At 66.2% G+C, this 19,559-nt stretch carries 14 protein-coding genes and 1 pseudogene; 7 read left to right on the forward strand and 8 right to left on the reverse strand.

All coding sequences use genetic code 11. From position 1 onward, the window contains the following. Positions 1-80: 80 nt before the first annotated feature. Positions 81-2,172 (reverse strand): annotated as a pseudogene (locus tag ACTOWJ_RS06490) (M13 family metallopeptidase). Between the two features lie 374 nt (positions 2,173-2,546). After that, on the reverse strand, positions 2,547-4,649 hold the full coding sequence (locus ACTOWJ_RS06495; RefSeq protein ID WP_441333783.1) for a M13 family metallopeptidase: 2,103 nt from the start codon (positions 4,647-4,649) through the stop codon (positions 2,547-2,549). Positions 4,650-5,092: 443 nt separating this feature from the next. On the opposite strand from ACTOWJ_RS06495, the gene ACTOWJ_RS06500 reads away from it, so the two are divergent. The 3 genes from ACTOWJ_RS06500 (at position 5,093) to ACTOWJ_RS06510 (ending at position 7,840) form a co-directional block, all read left to right on the forward strand. Then, positions 5,093-6,466, forward strand: a complete 1,374-nt coding sequence (locus ACTOWJ_RS06500) for an MBL fold metallo-hydrolase (protein WP_441333784.1) — start codon at positions 5,093-5,095, stop codon at positions 6,464-6,466. A 9-nt stretch (positions 6,467-6,475) separates the two neighbouring features. Then, entirely contained in the window at positions 6,476-6,934 is a 459-nt protein-coding gene (locus ACTOWJ_RS06505) for a type II secretion system protein GspG (protein WP_441333785.1), read from the forward strand. Positions 6,935-7,021: 87 nt separating this feature from the next. Then, the gene (locus ACTOWJ_RS06510) at positions 7,022-7,840 is read left to right on the forward strand and encodes a helix-turn-helix domain-containing protein (protein ID WP_441333786.1); all 819 of its coding nucleotides are present in this window, start codon (positions 7,022-7,024) and stop codon (positions 7,838-7,840) included. A 4-nt stretch (positions 7,841-7,844) separates the two neighbouring features. Here ACTOWJ_RS06510 and ACTOWJ_RS06515 read toward each other — a convergent pair whose 3' ends face one another. Then, positions 7,845-8,438 (reverse strand): LysE family translocator, encoded by a 594-nt coding sequence (locus ACTOWJ_RS06515; RefSeq protein ID WP_441333787.1) that lies wholly within the window; start codon positions 8,436-8,438, stop codon positions 7,845-7,847. 490 nt (positions 8,439-8,928) lie between these two features. On the opposite strand from ACTOWJ_RS06515, the gene ACTOWJ_RS06520 reads away from it, so the two are divergent. Next, positions 8,929-9,522 carry a hypothetical protein gene (locus ACTOWJ_RS06520; RefSeq protein WP_441333788.1) on the forward strand — a complete coding sequence of 198 codons (594 nt, stop codon included), beginning with the start codon at positions 8,929-8,931 and terminating at the stop codon, positions 9,520-9,522. 37 nt (positions 9,523-9,559) lie between these two features. Here ACTOWJ_RS06520 and ACTOWJ_RS06525 read toward each other — a convergent pair whose 3' ends face one another. The 5 genes from ACTOWJ_RS06525 to ACTOWJ_RS06545 all read right to left on the reverse strand — a co-directional run bounded on the left by ACTOWJ_RS06525 (position 9,560) and on the right by ACTOWJ_RS06545 (position 13,119). After that, positions 9,560-10,285: a class I SAM-dependent methyltransferase gene (locus tag ACTOWJ_RS06525; RefSeq protein ID WP_441333789.1), complete on the reverse strand. Its 726-nt coding sequence runs from the start codon at positions 10,283-10,285 to the stop codon at positions 9,560-9,562. A 22-nt stretch (positions 10,286-10,307) separates the two neighbouring features. Next, on the reverse strand, positions 10,308-11,501 hold the full coding sequence (locus tag ACTOWJ_RS06530) for a low temperature requirement protein A (RefSeq protein ID WP_441333790.1): 1,194 nt from the start codon (positions 11,499-11,501) through the stop codon (positions 10,308-10,310). Between the two features lie 52 nt (positions 11,502-11,553). After that, positions 11,554-11,826: a hypothetical protein gene (locus tag ACTOWJ_RS06535; RefSeq protein ID WP_441333791.1), complete on the reverse strand. Its 273-nt coding sequence runs from the start codon at positions 11,824-11,826 to the stop codon at positions 11,554-11,556. A 126-nt stretch (positions 11,827-11,952) separates the two neighbouring features. Next, the gene (locus tag ACTOWJ_RS06540; RefSeq protein WP_441333887.1) at positions 11,953-12,228 is read right to left on the reverse strand and encodes an aldehyde dehydrogenase family protein; all 276 of its coding nucleotides are present in this window, start codon (positions 12,226-12,228) and stop codon (positions 11,953-11,955) included. A gap of 117 nt (positions 12,229-12,345) precedes the next feature. Continuing rightward, the gene (locus ACTOWJ_RS06545; protein WP_441333792.1) at positions 12,346-13,119 is read right to left on the reverse strand and encodes an SDR family oxidoreductase; all 774 of its coding nucleotides are present in this window, start codon (positions 13,117-13,119) and stop codon (positions 12,346-12,348) included. A 282-nt stretch (positions 13,120-13,401) separates the two neighbouring features. Between ACTOWJ_RS06545 and ACTOWJ_RS06550 the strand changes: the two genes are divergently transcribed. From ACTOWJ_RS06550 to ACTOWJ_RS06560, 3 genes are all read left to right on the forward strand, one after another. Next, entirely contained in the window at positions 13,402-14,355 is a 954-nt protein-coding gene (locus tag ACTOWJ_RS06550) for a helix-turn-helix domain-containing protein (protein WP_441333793.1), read from the forward strand. A 164-nt stretch (positions 14,356-14,519) separates the two neighbouring features. Continuing rightward, positions 14,520-15,413, forward strand: a complete 894-nt coding sequence (locus tag ACTOWJ_RS06555) for an ABC transporter ATP-binding protein (RefSeq protein ID WP_441333794.1) — start codon at positions 14,520-14,522, stop codon at positions 15,411-15,413. Positions 15,414-15,426: 13 nt separating this feature from the next. Continuing rightward, entirely contained in the window at positions 15,427-19,011 is a 3,585-nt protein-coding gene (locus ACTOWJ_RS06560; protein ID WP_441333795.1) for an ABC transporter permease/M1 family aminopeptidase, read from the forward strand. Positions 19,012-19,559 lie beyond the last annotated feature (548 nt).

Genomic DNA, 19,559 nt, shown 5'->3' on the forward strand with positions numbered 1-19,559 from the left:
CCGCACAAAAAAGCCCGGGAATCCCGGGCCTTTTCGCTGTCCTGATCGAACGGCGCGCAGTCACCGCCGCGCCCGCGCGATCACCAGATCACCACCTGCTTGTCGCCTTCGCGCACCATCGGCTGGCCGGGCTTGCACGAGAACGCCGCGGCGAAGCTCGGGAGGTTCGACGGCGCGCCGATCGCGCGGAAGTTGGCCAGGGCGTGCTCGTCGGTCTGCAGACGCACCTTGCGCTCTTCGTCGGTGAAGTTGCGGCGCCACACGGTGCCCCAGTTGAGGAAGAAGCGCTGGTCGCGGGTCAGGCCGTCGGTCTTCGGGTCCGGCGTCTCGCCCGCGGCCTTCTTCATCGCATCGAACGCGGTGGCCAGGCCGCCGAGGTCGGCGATGTTCTCGCCCAGGGTGTGGGTGCCGTTGACGTGCTGGCCGTTGCCGGCGTCGTAACCGTCGAACTGCTTGATCAGCTTGGCGGTCAGCCCCGAGAACGCCTTGGCGTCGGAAGGCGCCCACCACACTTCCATGTTGCCGGTCGGCCCGAAGCGCGAACCCTGGTCGTCGTAACCGTGGGTCATTTCATGGCCGATCACCGCGCCGATGCCGCCGTAGTTGGTGGCGTCGTCGGCCTTGGGATCGAAGAACGGCGGCTGCAGGATCGCGGCCGGGAACACGATCTCGTTCTGCAGCGGGTTGTAGTAGGCGTTGACCATCTGCGGCGGCATGCCCCATTCGGTCTTGTCGACCGGCTTGCCGATCTTGCTCAGGTTCCACTTGTAGTTGAACTGGTTGGCCGCCTTGACGTTGGCGTAGTAGCTGTCGCGGCCGGTGCTCAGGCCCGACCAGTCGCGCCACTTGTCCGGGTAGCCGATCTTGGGCGTGAAGCTGGCCCACTTCTCCAGCGCCTTCTTCTTGGTGTCGGCGCTCATCCAGGCCAGATTCTCGATGCGGGCCTTGAGCGACTCGCTGAGGTTCTTGACCAGGGTCTGCATGCGCTCCTTGGATTCGGGCGAGAAGGCGACCTTGACGTACAAACTGGCCCATCGCTTCGCCGGCCTGGCTCTCGATCGTGTCGAGCACGCGCTTGCCGCGCTCCTTGAGTTCCTTCTGGCCGCGCAAGGTCTTGTTGTAGAAGTTGAAGTTCTCCTGCACGAACGCTTCGGACAGATACGGCGAGGAGCTGTCGATGGCGTGGAAGCGCAGGTACGCCTGCCAGGTGGCGGCCGGCGTGTCGCCGATCATCTTGCTGACTTCTTCGTGGAAGCCGGGCACCGCCAGCGAGAAGAGCTTCGGCACGGCCACGCCCTGCGATTGGAAGAACTTGGTCCAGGAGAAGTTGGGGGTCAGCTCGTCGGCCTTGGCCGGAGCGATCGGGTTGTAGTACAGCGAGACGTCGCGCGAGAGCTGCTCGCGGGTCTTGGAGGCCGTGGCCAGGCGGGTTTCGAACGCGATCACGTCGCGGGCCTGCTTGGCCGCGTCCTCGGGCTTGGCGCCGCCGAGTTCGAGCACCTTGGCGATGTGCTGCTCGTAGGCGGCCAGCTTGTCCTTGAACTTGGCGTCGGTGTAGTACGGCGCGTCCGGCAGGCCCAGGCCGCCCTGCGAGGCGTAGGCGATGTTGTTGGCCGAATCCTTGAAATCGGCTTCGGCGCCGAAGCCGAACAGCGCGTTGTCGCCGGTGACGGCGGCGTCGCGCAGATAGGCGGCGATCTTCTCCGGGCTGTCGATCGCGTCGATCTTGGCCAGATCGCCCTTCAGCGGATCGATGCCCTGGGCGTTGACCTTGGCTTCGTCCATGCCGGTGGCCCACAGGTCGCCGACGATCTTCTCCACGCCGGTGCCCTTGGTGTCGGCGCCGGCCTGTTCGGCCAACTGGCGCTGCACGCCGGTGGAGCGCTCATCGAGCATCTCGAACGCGCCCCAGGAGGTGCGGTCGCCCGGGATGGCGTTGGCGGCCAGCCACTTGCCGTTGACGTAACCGCCGAAGTCGGTGCAGGCGTCCTTGGTCTTGTCCAGGTCGTCGAGGGTGAAGCGGTTGACCGGCGGCAGCTTGCTTTCGTCGATCTTGAACTCGACGCTTTCGGCCGGCTTGGCGGCGATGTCGCCGGTTGAGGCGGCCGGAGCGGGGGTTTCGGACTTGCCGCAGGCGGCCACGACGGTGGCGATGGCGAGGGATAGCAGCAGGACTTGCGGTTTCTTGAAGGTCACTAGAGAGCTCCAGCCGGAGAGGCGGTGGCGAGAAACGGACACGGATTGTCGCGGATTTCGGGCCGGCCTGGCGCGGCCAGGGCCGGGACACGGGCGGACGATAGTCCCGATCAGACCGTGGGAAGGGTGTCGAAGGTCATGCGTGACGGCGTTGTAATGTTCAGTTTTGCCGGGTTTGCGCATCCGCTGCACGGCGGGCGGCGGTTGGCGATGGATTGCCCAATCCTTCTCCCGGTTGCGGGAGCAGGTGGCCGATAGACCGGATGAGGGCGTGTCAGGCGCATGCCCTCAGCCTGCCCTCTGCCGCAAGCGGGAGAGGAGACTGGGAGTTCATCTCAGGTTGGTCCCGCTTACCAGATCACCACCTGCTTATCGGCCGCGCGCACCATCGCCTGGCCGGGCTTGCACGAGAACGCGGCGGCGAAGGCGGGCAGGTTGGATGGCGCGCCGATCGCGCGGAAATCGCTGGGCGCGTGCGGATCGGAGGCGAGCAGCACCTTGAGCAGGTCCGGTGTGTAGTTGTCGCGCCAGCTCGCCGCAAAATTCAGAAAGAAACGCTGGTCGCGACTGAAGCCATCGATCTTGGGATCAGGCGTATCGCCGACCGCCAGATGCATGGCGTCGTAGGCCGTCGACAGACCGCCCAGGTCGGCGATGTTCTCGCCCAGGCTCAGTTTGCCGTTGACGTGGGCGCCGGACGCGGTCCGGTAGCCGTCGAACTGCTCGATCAGTTTCTGGCCGCGCGCGGCGAAGCCCTTGGCGTCGGCCGGTGTCCACCAGTTGACCATGTTGCCGGCCTGATCGAAGCGGCTGCCTTGATCGTCGTAACCGTGGATCATCTCGTGGCCGATCACCGCGCCGATGCCGCCGTAGTTCAGCGGCGCATCGGCCTTGGGGTCGAAGAACGGTGGTTGCAGGATTGCGGCCGGGAACACGATCTCGTTCTGCAGCGAGTTGTAATAGGCGTTGACCTCCTGCGGGCTCATCTGCCATTCGGTCCGGTCCACCGGCTTGCCGATCTTGCTCAGGTTCCATCGGTGGTTGAACTCATCGGCCGCACGCACGTTGGCGTAATAACTGTCGCGTCCGGTGGTCAGGCCGTTCCAATCGCGCCATTTGTCCGGATAGCCGATCTTGGGCATGAAGCTGGCCCACTTTTCCAGGGCCTTTTGCTTGGTCGGTGCGCTCATCCACGACAGGTTTTCGATGCGCGCCTTGAGCGCGATGCGCAATTGCTCCACCAGCGCCCGTGTCTGCGCCTTGGCCTCGGGCGGAAAGGCGACTTTGACGTAGAGCTGGCCCATCGCTTCGCCGGCGTGGTCGCCGATGCGGCCGAGCACGCGCTTCCAGCGCGCCTTGGCTTCTTTTTGCCCGAGCATGGTTTTGAAGTGGAACTGGAAGTTCTCATCGACGAAGGCCTGGCTCAGATACGGCGAAGCGTTGTCGACGGCGTGATAGCGCAGGTAGGCGCGCCAAGTCGCGAGCGGCGTGTCGGCGATCATCCGGCTGACTTGCTTGTGGAACTCCGGCATCGCCAACGAGAATTTCTGCGGAACCGCCACGCCTTGCGACTGGAAGAACGCGGTCCAGGAGAAATTCGGGGTGAGCTCGTCGGCGGCGGCCGGGCTGATCGGGTTGTAGTACAAGGCGACATCGCGCGAGAGTTGTTCGTTCGACAGCGAGGCCCGCGCCAGTCGGGTTTCGAACTCGATCACGGCCTTGGCCTGGGCAGCGGCGTCGGCGGCGCTGGCGCCGGCCAGCTCCAGCACTTTGCCGATGTGCTGCTGATACGCGGCGAGTTTGTCGCGCTTGTCGGCGTCGAAGTAGTAGCCGCGATCGGGCAGGCCCAGGCCGTTCTGGATGGCGTACGCCAGATTGACCGACGAATTCTTGAAATCGGCATCGGCATCGAAATAGAACAGCACGCCCCGGCCCTTGGCCGCGCTTTCGCGCAGATAGACGACCAGCCGTTCGGGCGATTGCACCGCATCGATCTGCGCCAGTTCGGGGCGCAGCGGCTCGATGCCTTGGGCGTTGATCTTGGCCTCGTCCATGCCGGTGGCCCACAGATCGCCCACGATCTTTTCCACGCCGCCGGCCTTGGCGTCGCTCGCGGCTTGCTCGGCGAGTTGGCGTTGCACCGCCAGCGCGCGTTCGGACAGTGCGGCGGACACGCCCCAGGACGAGCGATCGGCGGGGATCGGGTTGGCGGTGAACCAGCGGCTGTTGACGTACTCGCCGAGGTTGTCGCAAACGTTCTTGCCTGCATCCAGATCGGCCGCGGCCAAACGCACCGGTTGCGGCAATTTGGATTCGTCGAGCTGGAGTCCGGTGGCGGGCCTGGCCGCAGGCGCGTTCGCGACCGGAGCCGGCGTTTCGGGTTTGGCGCAGGCGCTCAGTGCGGCGGCGATAGCCAGCGGCAGCAGCAGCGGCGAGGATTTGGATCGGGACATTGGCAACTCCGGCCAGACGGACAGGGATGAGGCAGGACACGGCGGCTCTCGGGGGCGGCCTGTCGTCGTAGGTCCTCAGCGACAGGGCGACGATAGACCCGTTCGGCGGCGGGGAAGGGTGTCGTCAGTCATGTGGGGTGGTGAGCGGGGACGATGCGGGAGTTCGGGGTTTGCGCGGTAAGTGCGTTTCGCGGTCGCGGCTCGCGCCGCTCCTACAGGGACCAAGCCGCTTCGCAAGCCCTTGTAGGAGCGGCGCGAGCCGCGACCGCGACAACCGCCCTGCGGCGAAACCGCGAGGCCTGGGCCACCGCGCGGAAGCTCCGATCTCGCCCGCACGAATGCCAGTGCCCGCCCGCGCAAAGCCTTCCCTGCCCGCATGCTAAGTTCGGCGCCTGGATCACGACCCAGGCCGGGTCGATGCCGCATCAGGAGCAGATCGAATCATGCGCGTTCATTTCCACGGCGCCGCCGGCGAGGTCACCGGTTCGTTGCACGAAGTCGAGGCCGCCGGCCATCGCATCCTGCTCGATTGCGGCATGATCCAGGGCAGTGCCGAAGCCGAGCGGCGCAATGCCGATCCGTTCGGCTTCGACGCGACCACGCTCGATGCGCTGGTCATCAGCCACGCCCACATCGATCACATCGGCCGGGTACCGCTGCTGATCAAGCGCGGTTTTCGCGGTGCCATCCACGCTCAGCAAGCTACCGCCGACTTGATGCGGATCATGCTGCTCGATTCGGCCTCCATCGCCGAAAGCGAGGCTGAGCGCGGCAACCGCAAGCGCCCGCACGGCGAAGCCGAACTGATCCCGCTGTACACCCGCGAGGACGTCGACGCGACGATGCAGCGCGTACAGGCGCTGCCCTACGACACCCGCCGCGAGATCCTGCCCGGCGTGGAGATCGCCTTCCGCGAGGCCGGCCATATCCTGGGATCGTCGGCGGTGGAGGTGTACGCCGAGCAGCGCAAGCTGGTGTTCTCCGGCGATCTCGGGCCCAAGGGCACGCCGATCCTGCGCGACCCCGCGCCGATCGACCGCGCCGATCTGGTGCTGATGGAATCCACCTACGGCGACCGTCTGCACAAGGATCGCGCCGAGACCATTCTCGAACTGGGCCGTATTCTGGAAACTGCCTGGAACGACGGCGGCAACGTGCTGATTCCGGCCTTCGCGGTCGGCCGCAGCCAAGAGTTGCTGTATTGGTTGGCCAAGTACTGGGACGAGTGGCAAGTTGGCCGCTGGAAGATTTTCCTCGACAGTCCGATGGCGGCCAAGGTGGTCGCGGTCTACGACCGCCACACCGATTTGTTCGACGAAGACGCGGCGCGGGTGTGGAAGGAAAAACCCAATCCGTTCAACCTGCCCAACCTGCATCTGACCGAATCGGCGCAGGACTCGATGGCGATCAACCAGATCGAGCGCGGGGCCATCGTCATCGCCGGTTCGGGCATGGCCAACGCCGGCCGCATCCTGCACCACTTCAAGCACAACCTGGGCAAGCCGCAGACCCATGTGGTGTTCGTCGGTTATCAGGCCGAAGGCACCATCGGCCGGCGCCTGGTCGAAGGCGCGCAGTGGGTGCGCATCCACGGCCGCGACGTGCGCGCGCAAGCGCAGCGCCACACCATCGGCGGTTTGTCGGCGCATACCGATCAGCGCGGCCTGATCGAATGGTACGGCCAGATCGCCGGCCACCCGCCGCTGGCACTGGTGCACGGCGAGGACAAGGCGCGCGAGGCGCTGGCCGGAGAGATCGGCGAGCGTTTCGGGGTGAAGGTGGCGTTGGCGCGGCCTGGGATGACGTTGGAAGTGTAGGTGGCAACCATGAACGCACAGACCGGCGGGACGGTCTTATCGGCTCGGGCGCGATGGGGCGGGTACGCCAGAGGCGGCTTGCGCGCCATGTGTTGGATCGGGATCGTTCTGGCCGGATCGGTCGCCGCGTGGGTGGCGTATCGAATCGTTGTGCCGACCTACTGCACCGATCACATGCGGGTACGCGCTCAGATCGCCACGCTCGGTGGGAAAGCAGAAGCTTTCCGGAAAGATGTCGGTCGGTTTCCTCGATCCTTGAACGAGCTGACCATCAGTCGGGGGCTAGGCCCCTATGCGCGCACGCCGGAACTCATCGATCCTTGGCAGCGGCCGCTGTACTACCGGATCGAGGCCGCCGGCGAGGGTTTCGTGCTGTTTTCGCTCGGACACGATGGACGTATCGGCGGCGAAGACGAATCGCGCGATGTCGGGTATGTTCCATACGTCCCGTCCGAGGACGGCGCTTAGGCGCGGATCCGATCGGACCGCCCGCACTTGATTCGCCTGTCGGTACACCACAGATCGTACCGGTACGCCCGCCCGCACGAGGCCGTCATGCCGAGCCGAATCACCGCACCCGTCTCCACCTTCTGGCGCGATGCCCGCCTGCCGTTCGTGGAGGCCCGCGAGGTCCGCGACGGCCGCCGGGTTTGCTACGACAAGCACACCCACGAAACCTATTCGATCGGTGCGATCACCGGCGGCCGCAGTCAGTATCTCAACGGCGCGCGGCGCTGGACGGTGCAGCGCGGCACGGTGGTGGCGATGAATCCTGGCGAGGTGCATGCCTGCAATCCGCTGGCCGATGAGCCGTGGTCGTACCGCATGCTCTACGTCGATGCGGCGTGGTTGGCCGATCTGCAGCGCCCGCACGGCCGCGATCGCGGTCTGCAACCGCTGCCGATGGCGATCAGCGACGATCCGGCCTTGTACGCCGGCTTGAACCGGCTCTACGACGGCCTAGTCGATCCGCGGGCCGATCTGTTGGCCAAACAGATCGGCGCCATCGAGTTCTTCGCCGATCTGCTGCGGCGCATGCCGGCCGCGCGCGACACGAGCGACGACGAAGACCCGCGCCTGCAGCGCGTAGTCGAGTACATCGACGCGCACTATCGCCAAGCGGTGCGCATCGAGGAACTGTGCGCCGCCTCGGGCTTGTCGCCGTCGTATCTGATCCGCGCGTTCCGTTCGCGCTACGGCATGACGCCGCATCGCTATCTGGTCGACCGGCGCGTGCGCGCGGGTCGCGAGTTGCTGCGTCACAGGGAAAGCATCGCCGCGGTCGCGGTCGCCACCGGTTTCGCCGATCAGGCGCATTTCCAGCGCGAGTTCAAGCGTCGGGTCGCGGCGACGCCGGGGCAGTATCGGATCTGAGCGATCAGGCGATCAGCAACCACGCCGCGCTCGCCGCCAGCAGCGCCGCCATCGAACGATTGAACCAGCGCATCCGCCGCGCATCGCGCAGATGCCCGCGCAGGGCGGCGCCGGCATAGGCCCAGGCCCCCACCGAGAGATAGCAGATCGCGAAATAGATCGCGGCGAACCACCAAACCCGGGCGACGTCGCCGTCGGCGGCGTAGACGCCGGTGCCGGCGACGGCGGCCATCCACGCTTTCGGGTTGAGCCATTGCATGATCGCGCCGCTCAGCAGGGTCGGCGCGCGCGATGCGCCTTCGGTGTCGATGCGGCCGTCGTCGCGGGCCAGTTTCCAGGCCATGAACAACAAGAACGCCACGCCGCTCCACTGGATCGCGCGCGCGATCCACGGCGCCCGATGCAGCAATTCGTGCAGACCCAGCCCGACCAACAGCAGCAACAGGCAGAAACCGGCGGTGGCGCCGGTGACGTGGGCCGCGCTCGCGCGCAGGCCATGGCGCGCGCCGGCGCTCAAGGCGACCACGTTGACCGGGCCGGGGGTGATCGAGGCGGCCAGGGCGAAGGCCGCCATCGACAGGATAAGACTGAGGGGCATCGCGGGCGCTCGCAGGGACTGCGGCGATGCTCGCCGGGTATGCGGGCGGTGTATTGAAGAAAATTGACGTGGGGGGTGGCTGGGAAGGTGCGGGTGACAGTTGTGGGAATGGCGTTATGCCGGTGCTTGCGCGGTGATTGAGGGGGCGCGGTCGCAGCTTGCGCAGCTCCTACACTGGGGCTGCGGGAGTAGTTCGTTTTTCATCCGGGGGCTCCAGTGGGCGACGAAAGCGACGGCCGAAATCGGTGCGTCGCGGTCATGCTGTCGACGCGGCATATCGCAGCGTGACTCGGCCATGACGGCCGCGCCCGGTTCGAGTCAAGCCCGCGCAAGGAATCGGCGCGCTTCGGCGATCCGGCGATCGAGATGAACGCGAAGTGCGCGTGGCGCGAAGCTATTCGAAGAATTTACGCCACGGCTTGCGGCGCCGATAGCGCGTTTACGCCCGGCGATCGCAAGCTGCCGGCCAATCCATCCCAAGGCTATCGTTTTGAGCATCGTCATCGTCCAAGGCGCACACCCCGACTCGGCGCCGTTGGGCGCTGAGTTCTACGCCGGCTTGCGCCGGCTCGCCGCGCAGATGGGGCGGCGCCTGGAAGTGCGGCCGTGCGCGAGCCTGCGCGAGTTCGTCGCGCAACTGCGCGCAGCGCGGACGCGTCGGGCCGAGTTCGTGCTGATCGATCCAGGCGAGCTCGCGCCGCAGACCTTGGCCGAGCCCGATGCGGTGCGCCAGGCGCTGGACGATTTGCCCAGTGCCTACATCGAGGTTCACGATCGCAGTGCCACCACCTTGGACGAACGCCTGCGCGCGCACGCCTTGCCGATGGCGACCATCGTGATCAACGGCGATCTGGCAGCCAGTTACCGCATCGCGCTGGGCATTGCGTTGCGCCGATTGGGACGCGGCCGATCCGTGCTCACGACGATTCCGGGGATTGGCCTTCGCGCGGCAACCAGTGTTGCACCGCATGGTGGAACCGCGCCGCCTGAACTCGCTTGTCCAGGTACTCCCGATCCGGTGCGCGATACGGCGACCCCGCGATCGACACCCGCGACAGCGCGAACGGCAACGCGGCGACGATGATCAGGTCAAGACGAATGCCGTCGCGTGCGCTCGCGCTTCAGCGATGCGCGGCCACCAGCAACAGCATGGGCCGATCGGTTTCTTCCGCCAGCGCGGGCTGATCCTGCAATTGCTGCGGGCTCGGCCCCCATTCGATTACCCGATCGAGCATCAGGCCGGTGTCGATCAGCAGATTCAACAAAGTTCCGAGTGTGCGGTGTTGTTTTCGCACGCCCGGCGCCAGCCAGTCGGTGATTCGTTCGCCTTCGCGCTGGTAGTCGTTGAGCGGCCAGCAACGACGGCCGTCGGCGCCGTCGATCCATGCCGGACGCGAAGGCGCCATGTAGATGGGATGCTCGATCGAGAACACCAGGCGGCCGCCCGGGACCAGCGCGCCGCGTGCATTGCGCAGCAGGCCGGCGAGGTTCTCGATGTAATGCAGGGTCAGCGAGCTGTAGATCAGTTCGAACGACACGCTCGGCAGACTCACCGCTTCCAGATCGGCGCGCGCGTAGCTGACGCCGGAGCGCGGTTGCGACTGCGCGCGTTCGAGCATCTTCGCCGACACGTCCAGGCCCAGCACGCGCGCGGCGCCTTGTTCGCTGGCCAAGCGGCAGAACCAGCCGTAGCCGCAGCCAAGATCGGCCACGCGCAAGCCGGTCATCGATGGCAGCAGCGCCTGCAGCGTCGGCCATTCCGGCGCGCCGTCCAGGCCGCGCCGCGAGCGCGGCAGCTGGCTATAGCCTTCGAAGAAGGCATCGTCGTCGTAGATGTTCTGGGTCATGGCTCAATGCAGGGGTGAGGATTCAATGCGCCGGTGCGTTGGCGTTGGCGCGACGCACTGCGACGGTTTCCCAACCGGCGACGATCACGAACACCAGCGTGGTCGCCGCGCCCAGCATCAGCGCGGACAGATGCAGCGGCGCGCTGGCGAACCACAACGCCGCCAGCAACAGTAAGCCGCCGCAATGCGAGGCCGGCGGAAACCGGCGCGTGTTGGTGACCCATTTGAACAGCGCGCAACCCGACAGGTACAAGGCCGGCCCGCCGACGATCGCGGCGACGCCGGCCGGTTCGGCGTGATCGGGATGCACCAGCACCAACTCGTCGGCGACTGCGCAGACGATGATGCCGCCGACGATCAGCAGGTGCAGATAGGTATAGGCCAGGCGCGCCTGACGCGCGGTGTCGCCGCCGTGGGTGAGCCGATGTTCGCCGCGCGAGGCGCCGCTGTCGAAATAGATCCACCACATCGCCACGCTGCCGAGGAAGGCGATGCAGAACGCGGCGATGGTGGCCGGGTTCCATTCCAGCTTGGCGAAAGTGGCGCCAGTGATCAGGATCGATTCGCCCAACGCGATGATGATGAACAAGCCGCAGCGCTCGGACAGATGGCCGCCTTCGATGTCCCAGTCCGACAGCGACGACCGGCCCAGGCCGGGCACGCGGAAGTACGCCACCGGTCCGAGGTACTCGACCGCCACCGCTCCCAGCCACCACCACGCCCGCGCGTCGGGTTCGGCGAGCCCGCCGCCGATCCACAACAGGCCCGACACCGAGAACCATAGCGTGATGCGGATGAAATTGCGGAAATTACTAGGGCTGCGTCCGCCGCGCAGCGCCCACAGCATGAACGCGCTGCGCCCGACCTGCATGGCGGCGAACACCGCGGCGAACGCCAGTCCGCGTTCGGCGAAGGCTTCCGGCAGCGAAGACGACAGCAGCAGGCCGCCGAGCATCAGGCCGAAGATCATCAGCCGCACCGGGATTTTTTCCGGATCGAGCCAGTTGGTGACCCACGAGGTGTAGATCCACAGCCACCACACGCCCAGGAACAGCAGCCCGGTGCGCAGCGCGCCGGCCAGACTGAGATGTTCGAGCAGGGTGTGCGAGAGCTGGGTGATCGCGAACACGAACACCAGGTCGAAGAACAGTTCGGCGTAGCCGACCTTGGCGTGGCCTTCGCGGATGCGCAGCAGGGTGGTGCGTGGCTGGGTCATGGTCGCAGGGGATCGAGAGGAAACAGGCGGACGAGACGGACCCGCGACAGATTCAAGCGCGCGCCAGCCGCCACCAAAGCAATCCGGCGACCGCGGCGGGGACGGCATAGATCAACACGAAGATCGGCAATTCCTCTGCCACCGAATAACCGGCCTGGACCACGCCGATGTACATGTTGATCCCCGCGCCGATCAGCCACAGCGGCAAGAACGCTTTCGCGCCGCGGATCAGCGAGGCCGCGCCGGGCCCGCCGAACAGGCGCCCGCCCAGCAGACACAGCGCCAGCAGGGCGAAGCCGCCGAGCATGACCATGATCGTGTGCATTACGATGGTTCCCCTTCGGTCAAAGATGCGGTCGACGGCGGCGCTCCCCTCGGCGACCGGCCGCCCCGCACGGCCTTCATGGTTGGCGCCGTGGCGTGCAGGCCGTGTGCAGAACGCGCCCGGCGCTCAGAACGGATAGCGGCGGCGCTGGTCCCGCGCGCTGATCCAGTGCGGGCGGGTGAATTCCTCGGCGATCCATTCGCCGTTGAAACGGCCCAGCCCGGAGTTCTTCTCGCGCCGAACGGCCCGTAGATGTCGGTCTGCACCGTCTGATCGTTGATGCAGGTCATGCCGGCGCGGATGCCGGTGGCGAAGCGGCGCGCGCTCCGGATCGCCGCTGAACACCGCGCTGGCCAGGCCGTACTCGGTGTCGTTGGCGATCCGCAGCCTGCAATTGGCGATGCGGCATGGCCGCTTCGGCGCGGACGGGAATCAGGGATCGCCTCGATCGCGCGCGACCGCGGCGAACCGCTTCGATGCGACGCCCGCGCTCGGCGGGCGTCGCGATGCACGCGGAACTCAGCGGGTGGTGTAGCCGCCGTTGGCGAAGATGGTCTGGCCGGTGATCCACCAGCCGTCGGTGACCAGGAATTTCACCAGCGGGGCGATGTCGCCGATTTCGGTCAGGCCGCTCTTGGTGCGGTTGCTCAGTGCCGCGGCGGTGGCGTGGTAGGCCGCCGATTCGGCGGACTCGGCCGGATAGAAGAACGGCGTGTCCATCGGCCCGGGACCCACTGCGTTGACGGAGATGCCGCGTTCGCCGAACTCTTTCGACGCGGCGCGGGTGAAGTGTTCGATCGGCGCCTTGCTGCCCGGGTACACCGCGTAGAACGGCGTGTAGGCGGCCAGCAGCGAGCTGACGATGGTGCAGATGTTGCCGTCGTCGGCGAGCTGTTTGCCGGCCTGCTGGATGAAGAAGAACGCGGCCTTGGAGTTCACCGCGAACATCGTGTCGTACTCGGCTTCGGTGACTTCCACCAGCGGCTTTTTGATGACCATGCCGGTGGTGTTGATGGCGATGTCGATCTTGCCGAACTTCGCCTTGGCCGCGTCGAACAGCTTGGCCACTTCCGCCGGTCGGGTCAGATCGCCTTGATGGGCGAAAGCGTCGGCGCCGGCGGCCTTGACCGCGGCTACGGTTTCTTCCGCGGCGGCTCGGGTGGCGTCGCTGTTGTAGTGCACGGCGATGCCGGCGGCGCCGCCGGCGGCGAGTTCGCGCGAGATCAGGCCGCCAAGATTCTTGGCGCCGCCGCCGATGACGACGGCTTTGCCTTTGAGGGAACGGTCGGGCATGGAGGACTCCGGATTGAGGGTGGGGCGGGTCGGACTCAGCGACCGACACCGGGATGGGAGGAGGGACGGGCGGAGCGGGGGACGTGGCCGGCGCGAGACCGGCGAGGTTCGACAGCGCGGGCACGGCGGTCGGCCGCCGTGGAAGCAGAATGACGCTCAGGCGGTGCTGCGAGGTCATACAGCCTCCTGAACGGACAGATATAGGCACCGAAAACACACCGCGTTGACACTTCTGTGAACCCGGTCATGTTTACATCGGCGCACGCCCCATCCGCTTTCACGATGTCCGACGCCCTGTCAATTTCTCCGCCCGCCGCCGATGCCGAACAGGCCGCGCTCGACGGCGCCGCGGCGTTGGCGCAGGCGGCGGCGAAGGGATGGTCGGGCGCGCGGCGGATCGAACGGCGTCAGCAGATCGCGCTCGGCCCCGGCGTGGAGTTCGCGTTCGCCACAGAGAACATCGCCGTGCCGACGCAGTGGACCCTGCAGCACGCGCGCCACACGCTGATCGTCCATCTCGATGGCCCCATGCGCCGTCTGGAAACACGTATCGACGGCGTGGGTCGCTTGCGCGCGACGCCCGCGGTCGGCGATCTGTGGTTGATTCCGGCCGGGCGCCATTACCTGGGTCGCGCACTCGGCGGCGAGATCGCGTATGCCGAACTCACCATCGATCCGGCGCATTTCGTTGCGTGCGCGCCGCACCTGGGCGAAGGCGCGAACCTGGCCGCGCGGATGAAGCATCGCGACCCGTTCGTGCACGGCATCGCCGCGCGTCTGGCACATTTGAGCCAGGCCACCGACGATCTGGCCGCGATGCTGCGCGAATCGCTGGGCCAGTCGCTGTGTCTGCACCTGCTGCGCGAACACGGTGTCGGCGCGGACGCCGCCGCGTCGCAGCCGCCGGTGCCGAGCCTGAGCCTGGCGCAGCGGCGGCGGATCGAGGACTACATCCAGGCCCACCTGGACGAACGCATCACCCTGGACGCGCTGACGCGGTTGACCGCGTTGAGCACGCACCGATTGCTGATCGCGTTCCGCGATGCCTTCGGCGTCACCCCGATCCAGTACGTGCTCGGCGAACGCCTGCGCCGGGCCTGTCTGCGTTTGCGCGCCGGCGACGACGACATCGCCACCATCGCGGTGGAATGCGGGTTTTCCAGTCACAGCCATCTGTCGGCGGTGTTCAAGAAACGCTACGGCATCACTCCCAAGCAATATCGCCAGCGCGGCTGAGGCCGCGTCGCGGGCTTGCTCGCGCCGACCGCGACGCGCGCGCGGCGCTCCCCCTGCCATCGGTCATGCCCACCAACTGCCCATGGGTGGGGCGCGTTTGCTGGTTAGCATCGCTGTCGAGCGTATCGGTCGCCAATCGCCGCACCGCCTTCATGGAGCCCTGCATGCTGACCATCCGCGACCTGACCAAGACCTACGCCAACGGCGTGCGAGCACTCGACGGCATCAACCTGGACATTCCGCGCGGAATGTTCGGCCTGCTCGGCCCCAACGGCGCGGGCAAATCCTCGTTGATGCGCACGCTGGCGACCTTGCAGGAAGCCGATGCCGGCAGCGTCAGCCTGGAAGGCGCCGATGGGCGCGCGATCGACGTGCTGCGCGAGAAGGATGCGGTGCGCCGGCAACTGGGCTATCTGCCGCAGGACTTCGGCGTGTATCCCAAGGTCAGCGCCGAGGACCTGCTCGAACACTTCGCCGTGCTCAAGGGATTGTCCGACCGCAAGCGGCGGCGCGAGGTGGTCGACGGGCTGCTTCACCAGGTCAATCTGTGGAACGCGCGCAAGCAGAAGCTGGGCACTTACTCCGGCGGCATGCGCCAGCGCTTCGGCATCGCCCAGGCACTGCTCGGCGATCCGCGCCTGGTGATCGTCGATGAGCCCACCGCCGGACTGGATCCGGAGGAGCGCAACCGCTTCCTCAATCTGCTTGCAGAGATCGGCGAGAACGTGGCGGTGATCCTGTCCACCCACATCGTCGAGGACGTCACCGATCTGTGTCCGACCATGGCCATCGTCAGCAAGGGCAAGGTGCTGCTGACCGGCCGGCCGAACCAGGCGATCGACGCTTTGAGCCAGCAGGTCTGGCGCAAGCAGGTGAGCAAGGATGCGCTGGACATCTACGAGACCCGCTTCACCGTGCTGTCCACGCGCCTAGTCGGCGGCCAGCCGGTGATCCACGTGTTCAGCGAAAACTTGCCGGAAGAAGGCTTCGAACCGGTCGAGCCCGATCTGGAAGACGTTTATTTCCAGCGCTTGCGAATGCACGCGAGAGTGGCTTGAGCGGAGCGCCGGCATGATCTTCGAATTCTTCCGTTTCGAATTGCGCGAGCAGTTGCGCTCGCCGCTGCTGTGGCTGCTGACCGCGCTGTTTGCTCTGATGGCTTTCGGCGCGGGGTCCACCGATGCGGTCCAGATCGGCGGCGCCATCGGCAACGTGCACCGCAACGCGCCGACCGTCATCGCCAGTTGGCTGGCTGTGTTCACGCTGCTGGGCATGCTGATCATCACGATCTTCATTTCCGGCGCGCTGTTGCGCGACTTCGATCAGGGCACCGCGGAGCTGTTCTTCGCCAGTCCGATCCGCAAACGCGACTACCTGCTCGGCCGCCTCGGCGCGGCGCTGGCGGCCTGCGTGCTGGTGTATCTGATGATCGGCGTGGGCATGTTCGTCGCCCAGTTCATGCCGTGGATCGATCCGCAGCGGCTGGGGGCGGTGTCGTTGACGCCCTACTTATGGACGTTCGCGGTCTTCGTCGTGCCGAACCTGCTGTTCACCGGCGCGCTGCTGGCGCTGCTGGCGGTAGTCACCCGCGACATCCTGTGGGTGTACATCGGCGTAATCGCCTTCTTCGTGCTGTACTTCACCAGCGCATTGTTGATGAAGGATCTGGACAATGTCTGGTTGGCCGTTCTGGCCGAACCGCTGGGCGTGCGCGCATTGGCGCGCTCCATCCGCTATTGGGCCGCCGAGCAGCGCAATACCGATCTGCCCGCGGTGGCCGGCTACATCCTCGCCAACCGCGCATTGTGGACGGCGGTGGCGCTGGCTTTGTTCGTTGCGACCTTCGTCTTGTTCAAGACTGAACGTGTCAACAGCGGCGGCCGCCGTTGGCGGCGTAAGCGGGCCGCCGCGACCGCCCTCGTGCCGATGGCTACGCTGCGGGCCAAAGCTGGGCCGAAGTACGCACCGAGTTTCGGCGCCGCCACGACACGGGCGCAGCTGAGCGCGCAACTGCGCCTCGATTTGACCGGGGTGTTCAAGAGCGTGCCGTTTCTGGTCATGCTCGCGTTCGGCATCGTCAACTTCATTTTTTCCGCGTTATTCCAGGAAACGCTCTACGAGACCGGAATCTACCCGGTGACGTCTCAGATGCTGAGCGCCTTGCAAGGAAGCTATAGCGGCTTGCTGGTCATCATCGTGCTGTTTTACTCAGGCGAGTTGGTCTGGAAGGAGCGCGGCGCCCGCATCGGCGAGGTCACCGATGCGATGCCGGTGCCGAACTGGGTGCCGCTGCTGGCCAAGTTCCTGACCCTGGTGGCGGTGATCGCGACCTTCCAGGCGATCGGCGCGGTCGTCTCGGTGCTGATCCAGTTGAGCAAGGGTTTCACCCAGATCGAACCGCTGACCTATCTCAAGATCCTGGCCGTCGACTCGGTGATCTACATCCTGATGGGCGGCCTGGCGCTGGCCCTGCAGGTGCTGTGCAACAACAAGTTCGTCGGCTACGCGCTGCTGGTGCTGGTGATGATCGGCCAGAGCGTGCTGGGCCTGTTGGACTACAGCCACTATCTCTACAACTTCGGCAACTGGCCGATCGCGCCGTATTCGGACATGAACGGCTATGGCCATTTCCTGCCGGCGCAACTGTGGTTCCAGGCCTATTGGGGATTGTTGCTGCTCGCCTTGCTGCTGTTGTCCTCGGCGATGTGGGTGCGCGGCGTCGCGCAGGGCGGCAAGCAGCGTCTCAAGCTGGCCGGACAACGCTTGCGCGGCGGTCTGGGCGTGGCGTTGGCGCTGAGCCTGCTGGGGTTCGTCGCGGTCGGCGGTTTCCTGTTCTGGAACACCAACATCCGCAACGACTACCTGTCGCCCGAGCAGCGCCTCGATCTGCGGGCGCGGTACGAGCGCGACTACGGCAAGTACCGCGATCTTCCGCAGCCGCGCATCCTGGCCTCCAGCAGCGAAATCGACTTGCGCCCGGAAACCCAGAGCGTGCGCATCAAGGGGCGCTATCGGGTGAGCAATCCGCACGCGCAACCGATTCCCGAGTTGCACATCCGTCTGGACGACGATCGCGCGTTGACGTCGCTCGACCTGGGCGGCGCCAAGCTGGTGCGCAACGACGTGGCGCTGGGCTATCGCATCTACCGGCTCGACCGGCCGATGCGGCCCGGCGAGCAGCGCGAGATCGGCTTCGACCTGGATTACCACCCCCGCGGCATCGCCAACGGCGCGCAGGAAACGAGGATCGTCGAGAACGGAAGCTTCTTCAACAGCCGCTTGCTGCCGCAGTTCGGCTACGACGAGCGGGGCCAGATCACCGACCGCAACGACCGCCGCAAGCGCGGCCTGGGCGAGCCCACGCGCATGCACAAGCTCGAAGACCAGGCCGCGCGCGCCAACAACTACATCAGCGACGACGCCGACTGGCTGGATTTCTCGACCACCGTCTGCACCGCGCCGGACCAGATCGCGCTGGCGCCGGGCTATCTGCAAAAAGAGTTCGTCCGCGATGGCCGGCGCTGCTTCAGCTACGCCATGGACCGGCCGATGCTGGACTTCTACGCCTTCCTGTCGGCGCGTTGGGCGGTGAAGAAGGGCAGTTACAAGGACATTCCGATCGAGATCTACTACGACCCCAAGCATCCCTACAACGTCGATCGCATGATCGAGGCGGTGCGCAAGTCGCTGAGCTACTTCGAGGCCAACTTCACCCCGTATCAGCACCGGCAGGTGCGGATCATCGAGTTTCCCGGCTACGAGCAATTCGCCCAGAGTTTCGCCAACACCATTCCGTACTCCGAGTCGATCGGCTTCATCGCCGACCTGCGCGACCGGGACTCGGTCGACTACGTGTTCTACGTGACCGCGCACGAAGTCGCGCACCAGTGGTGGGCGCATCAGGTGATCGGCGCGAACGTGCAGGGCGCGACCATACTGTCGGAATCGCTGTCGCAGTACTCGGCGCTGATGGTGATGGAACGCGAGTACGGCCGGGCCAAGATGCGCCGCTTCCTCAAGACCGAGCTGGACCGCTACCTGGCCGGCCGCGGCGGCGAGACCATCGACGAGTTGCCGCTGTATCGGGTCGAGAATCAGCAGTACATCCACTACCAGAAGGGTTCGCTGGTGTTCTATCGGCTGCGCGAGGAACTGGGCGAGGACAAGCTCAATCGCGCGCTCAAGCGCTTTTTGCAGGACAAGGGCTACCAGATGCCGCCGTACACCACCTCGGCCGAGCTGTTGACCTATCTGCGCGCGCAGGCGACTCCGGAGCAGCAGGGGCTGATCACCGACTTGTTCGAGAAGATCAGCTTCTACGACAACCGCGTGGAGGAGGCGAGCGTGAAGAAGCGGCCCGACGGCAAGTACGAGGTGACCATGCGATTGCACGCGGCCAAGCGCTACGCCGACGGTCAGGGCCGCGAGACCGCCGGAAAGCTCGACGACTGGATCGAGATCGGCGTGTTCGCGCGCGGCCCGTCGGGCAAGGAAGCCGACGAGAAAGTGTTGCTGCTCCAGCGGCGCCACATCACCGACGGCGCGCCCAGCATCACTGTGGTGGTCGATCGACTGCCGTACGAGGTTGGTTTCGATCCCTACAACAAGCTGATCGACCGCGTTTCCAGCGACAACCGCAAGCGCGTTTCGCTGTGAGCGCTGCGGTGGCGCCGTCGCCGGCCCCCGGCCGGGTCCTTACCAGGCCGGCTGGGATCGGTTCGCCCCAGCCGTCATCGTTCAGCCTGGCGGGACGGGGCATCCAGACGGGCTACGGCCCGCCTGCCACGGGTTCGTTCAGGTTAGCGGCGCCGGTCCGCCGCGGCGAAAACCGTGGCCCGGCCGCAGCGCCCTAGCGCCGGCAAGCCCTTGCGGCCCACTCCAGGACTGACCGCCGGCTCACCCGAAACAGCGAGCCTGCTGGCGATTGGCGGCCTTTTCGCGTACAGTTCGGCCCGTTCAGCGCACGGCTGCCTCCCGCAAGGGTACGTTTCCCAGGTTGCCTGTCGTCCCGCACCGAGTTCTCGGATTCGCCGGCGCGACTTTTTATCCCGCACGTCTTTCGTAGCGCAGACACGGCCCGGAGCTTCCGGCGTCGTCAAATCAGATACTCGCAGCGCGGTTCAAGGGAACGCTGGGGTCATCACGCGATCGTTTTCGTTCGCGCGTCCGTTGAATCGGGCGCGTCGCGTTTGCGCACCGCGAAC

This window comes from Lysobacter sp. CA199, from assembly GCF_052078715.1.
GTDB lineage: Bacteria > Pseudomonadota > Gammaproteobacteria > Xanthomonadales > Xanthomonadaceae > Lysobacter.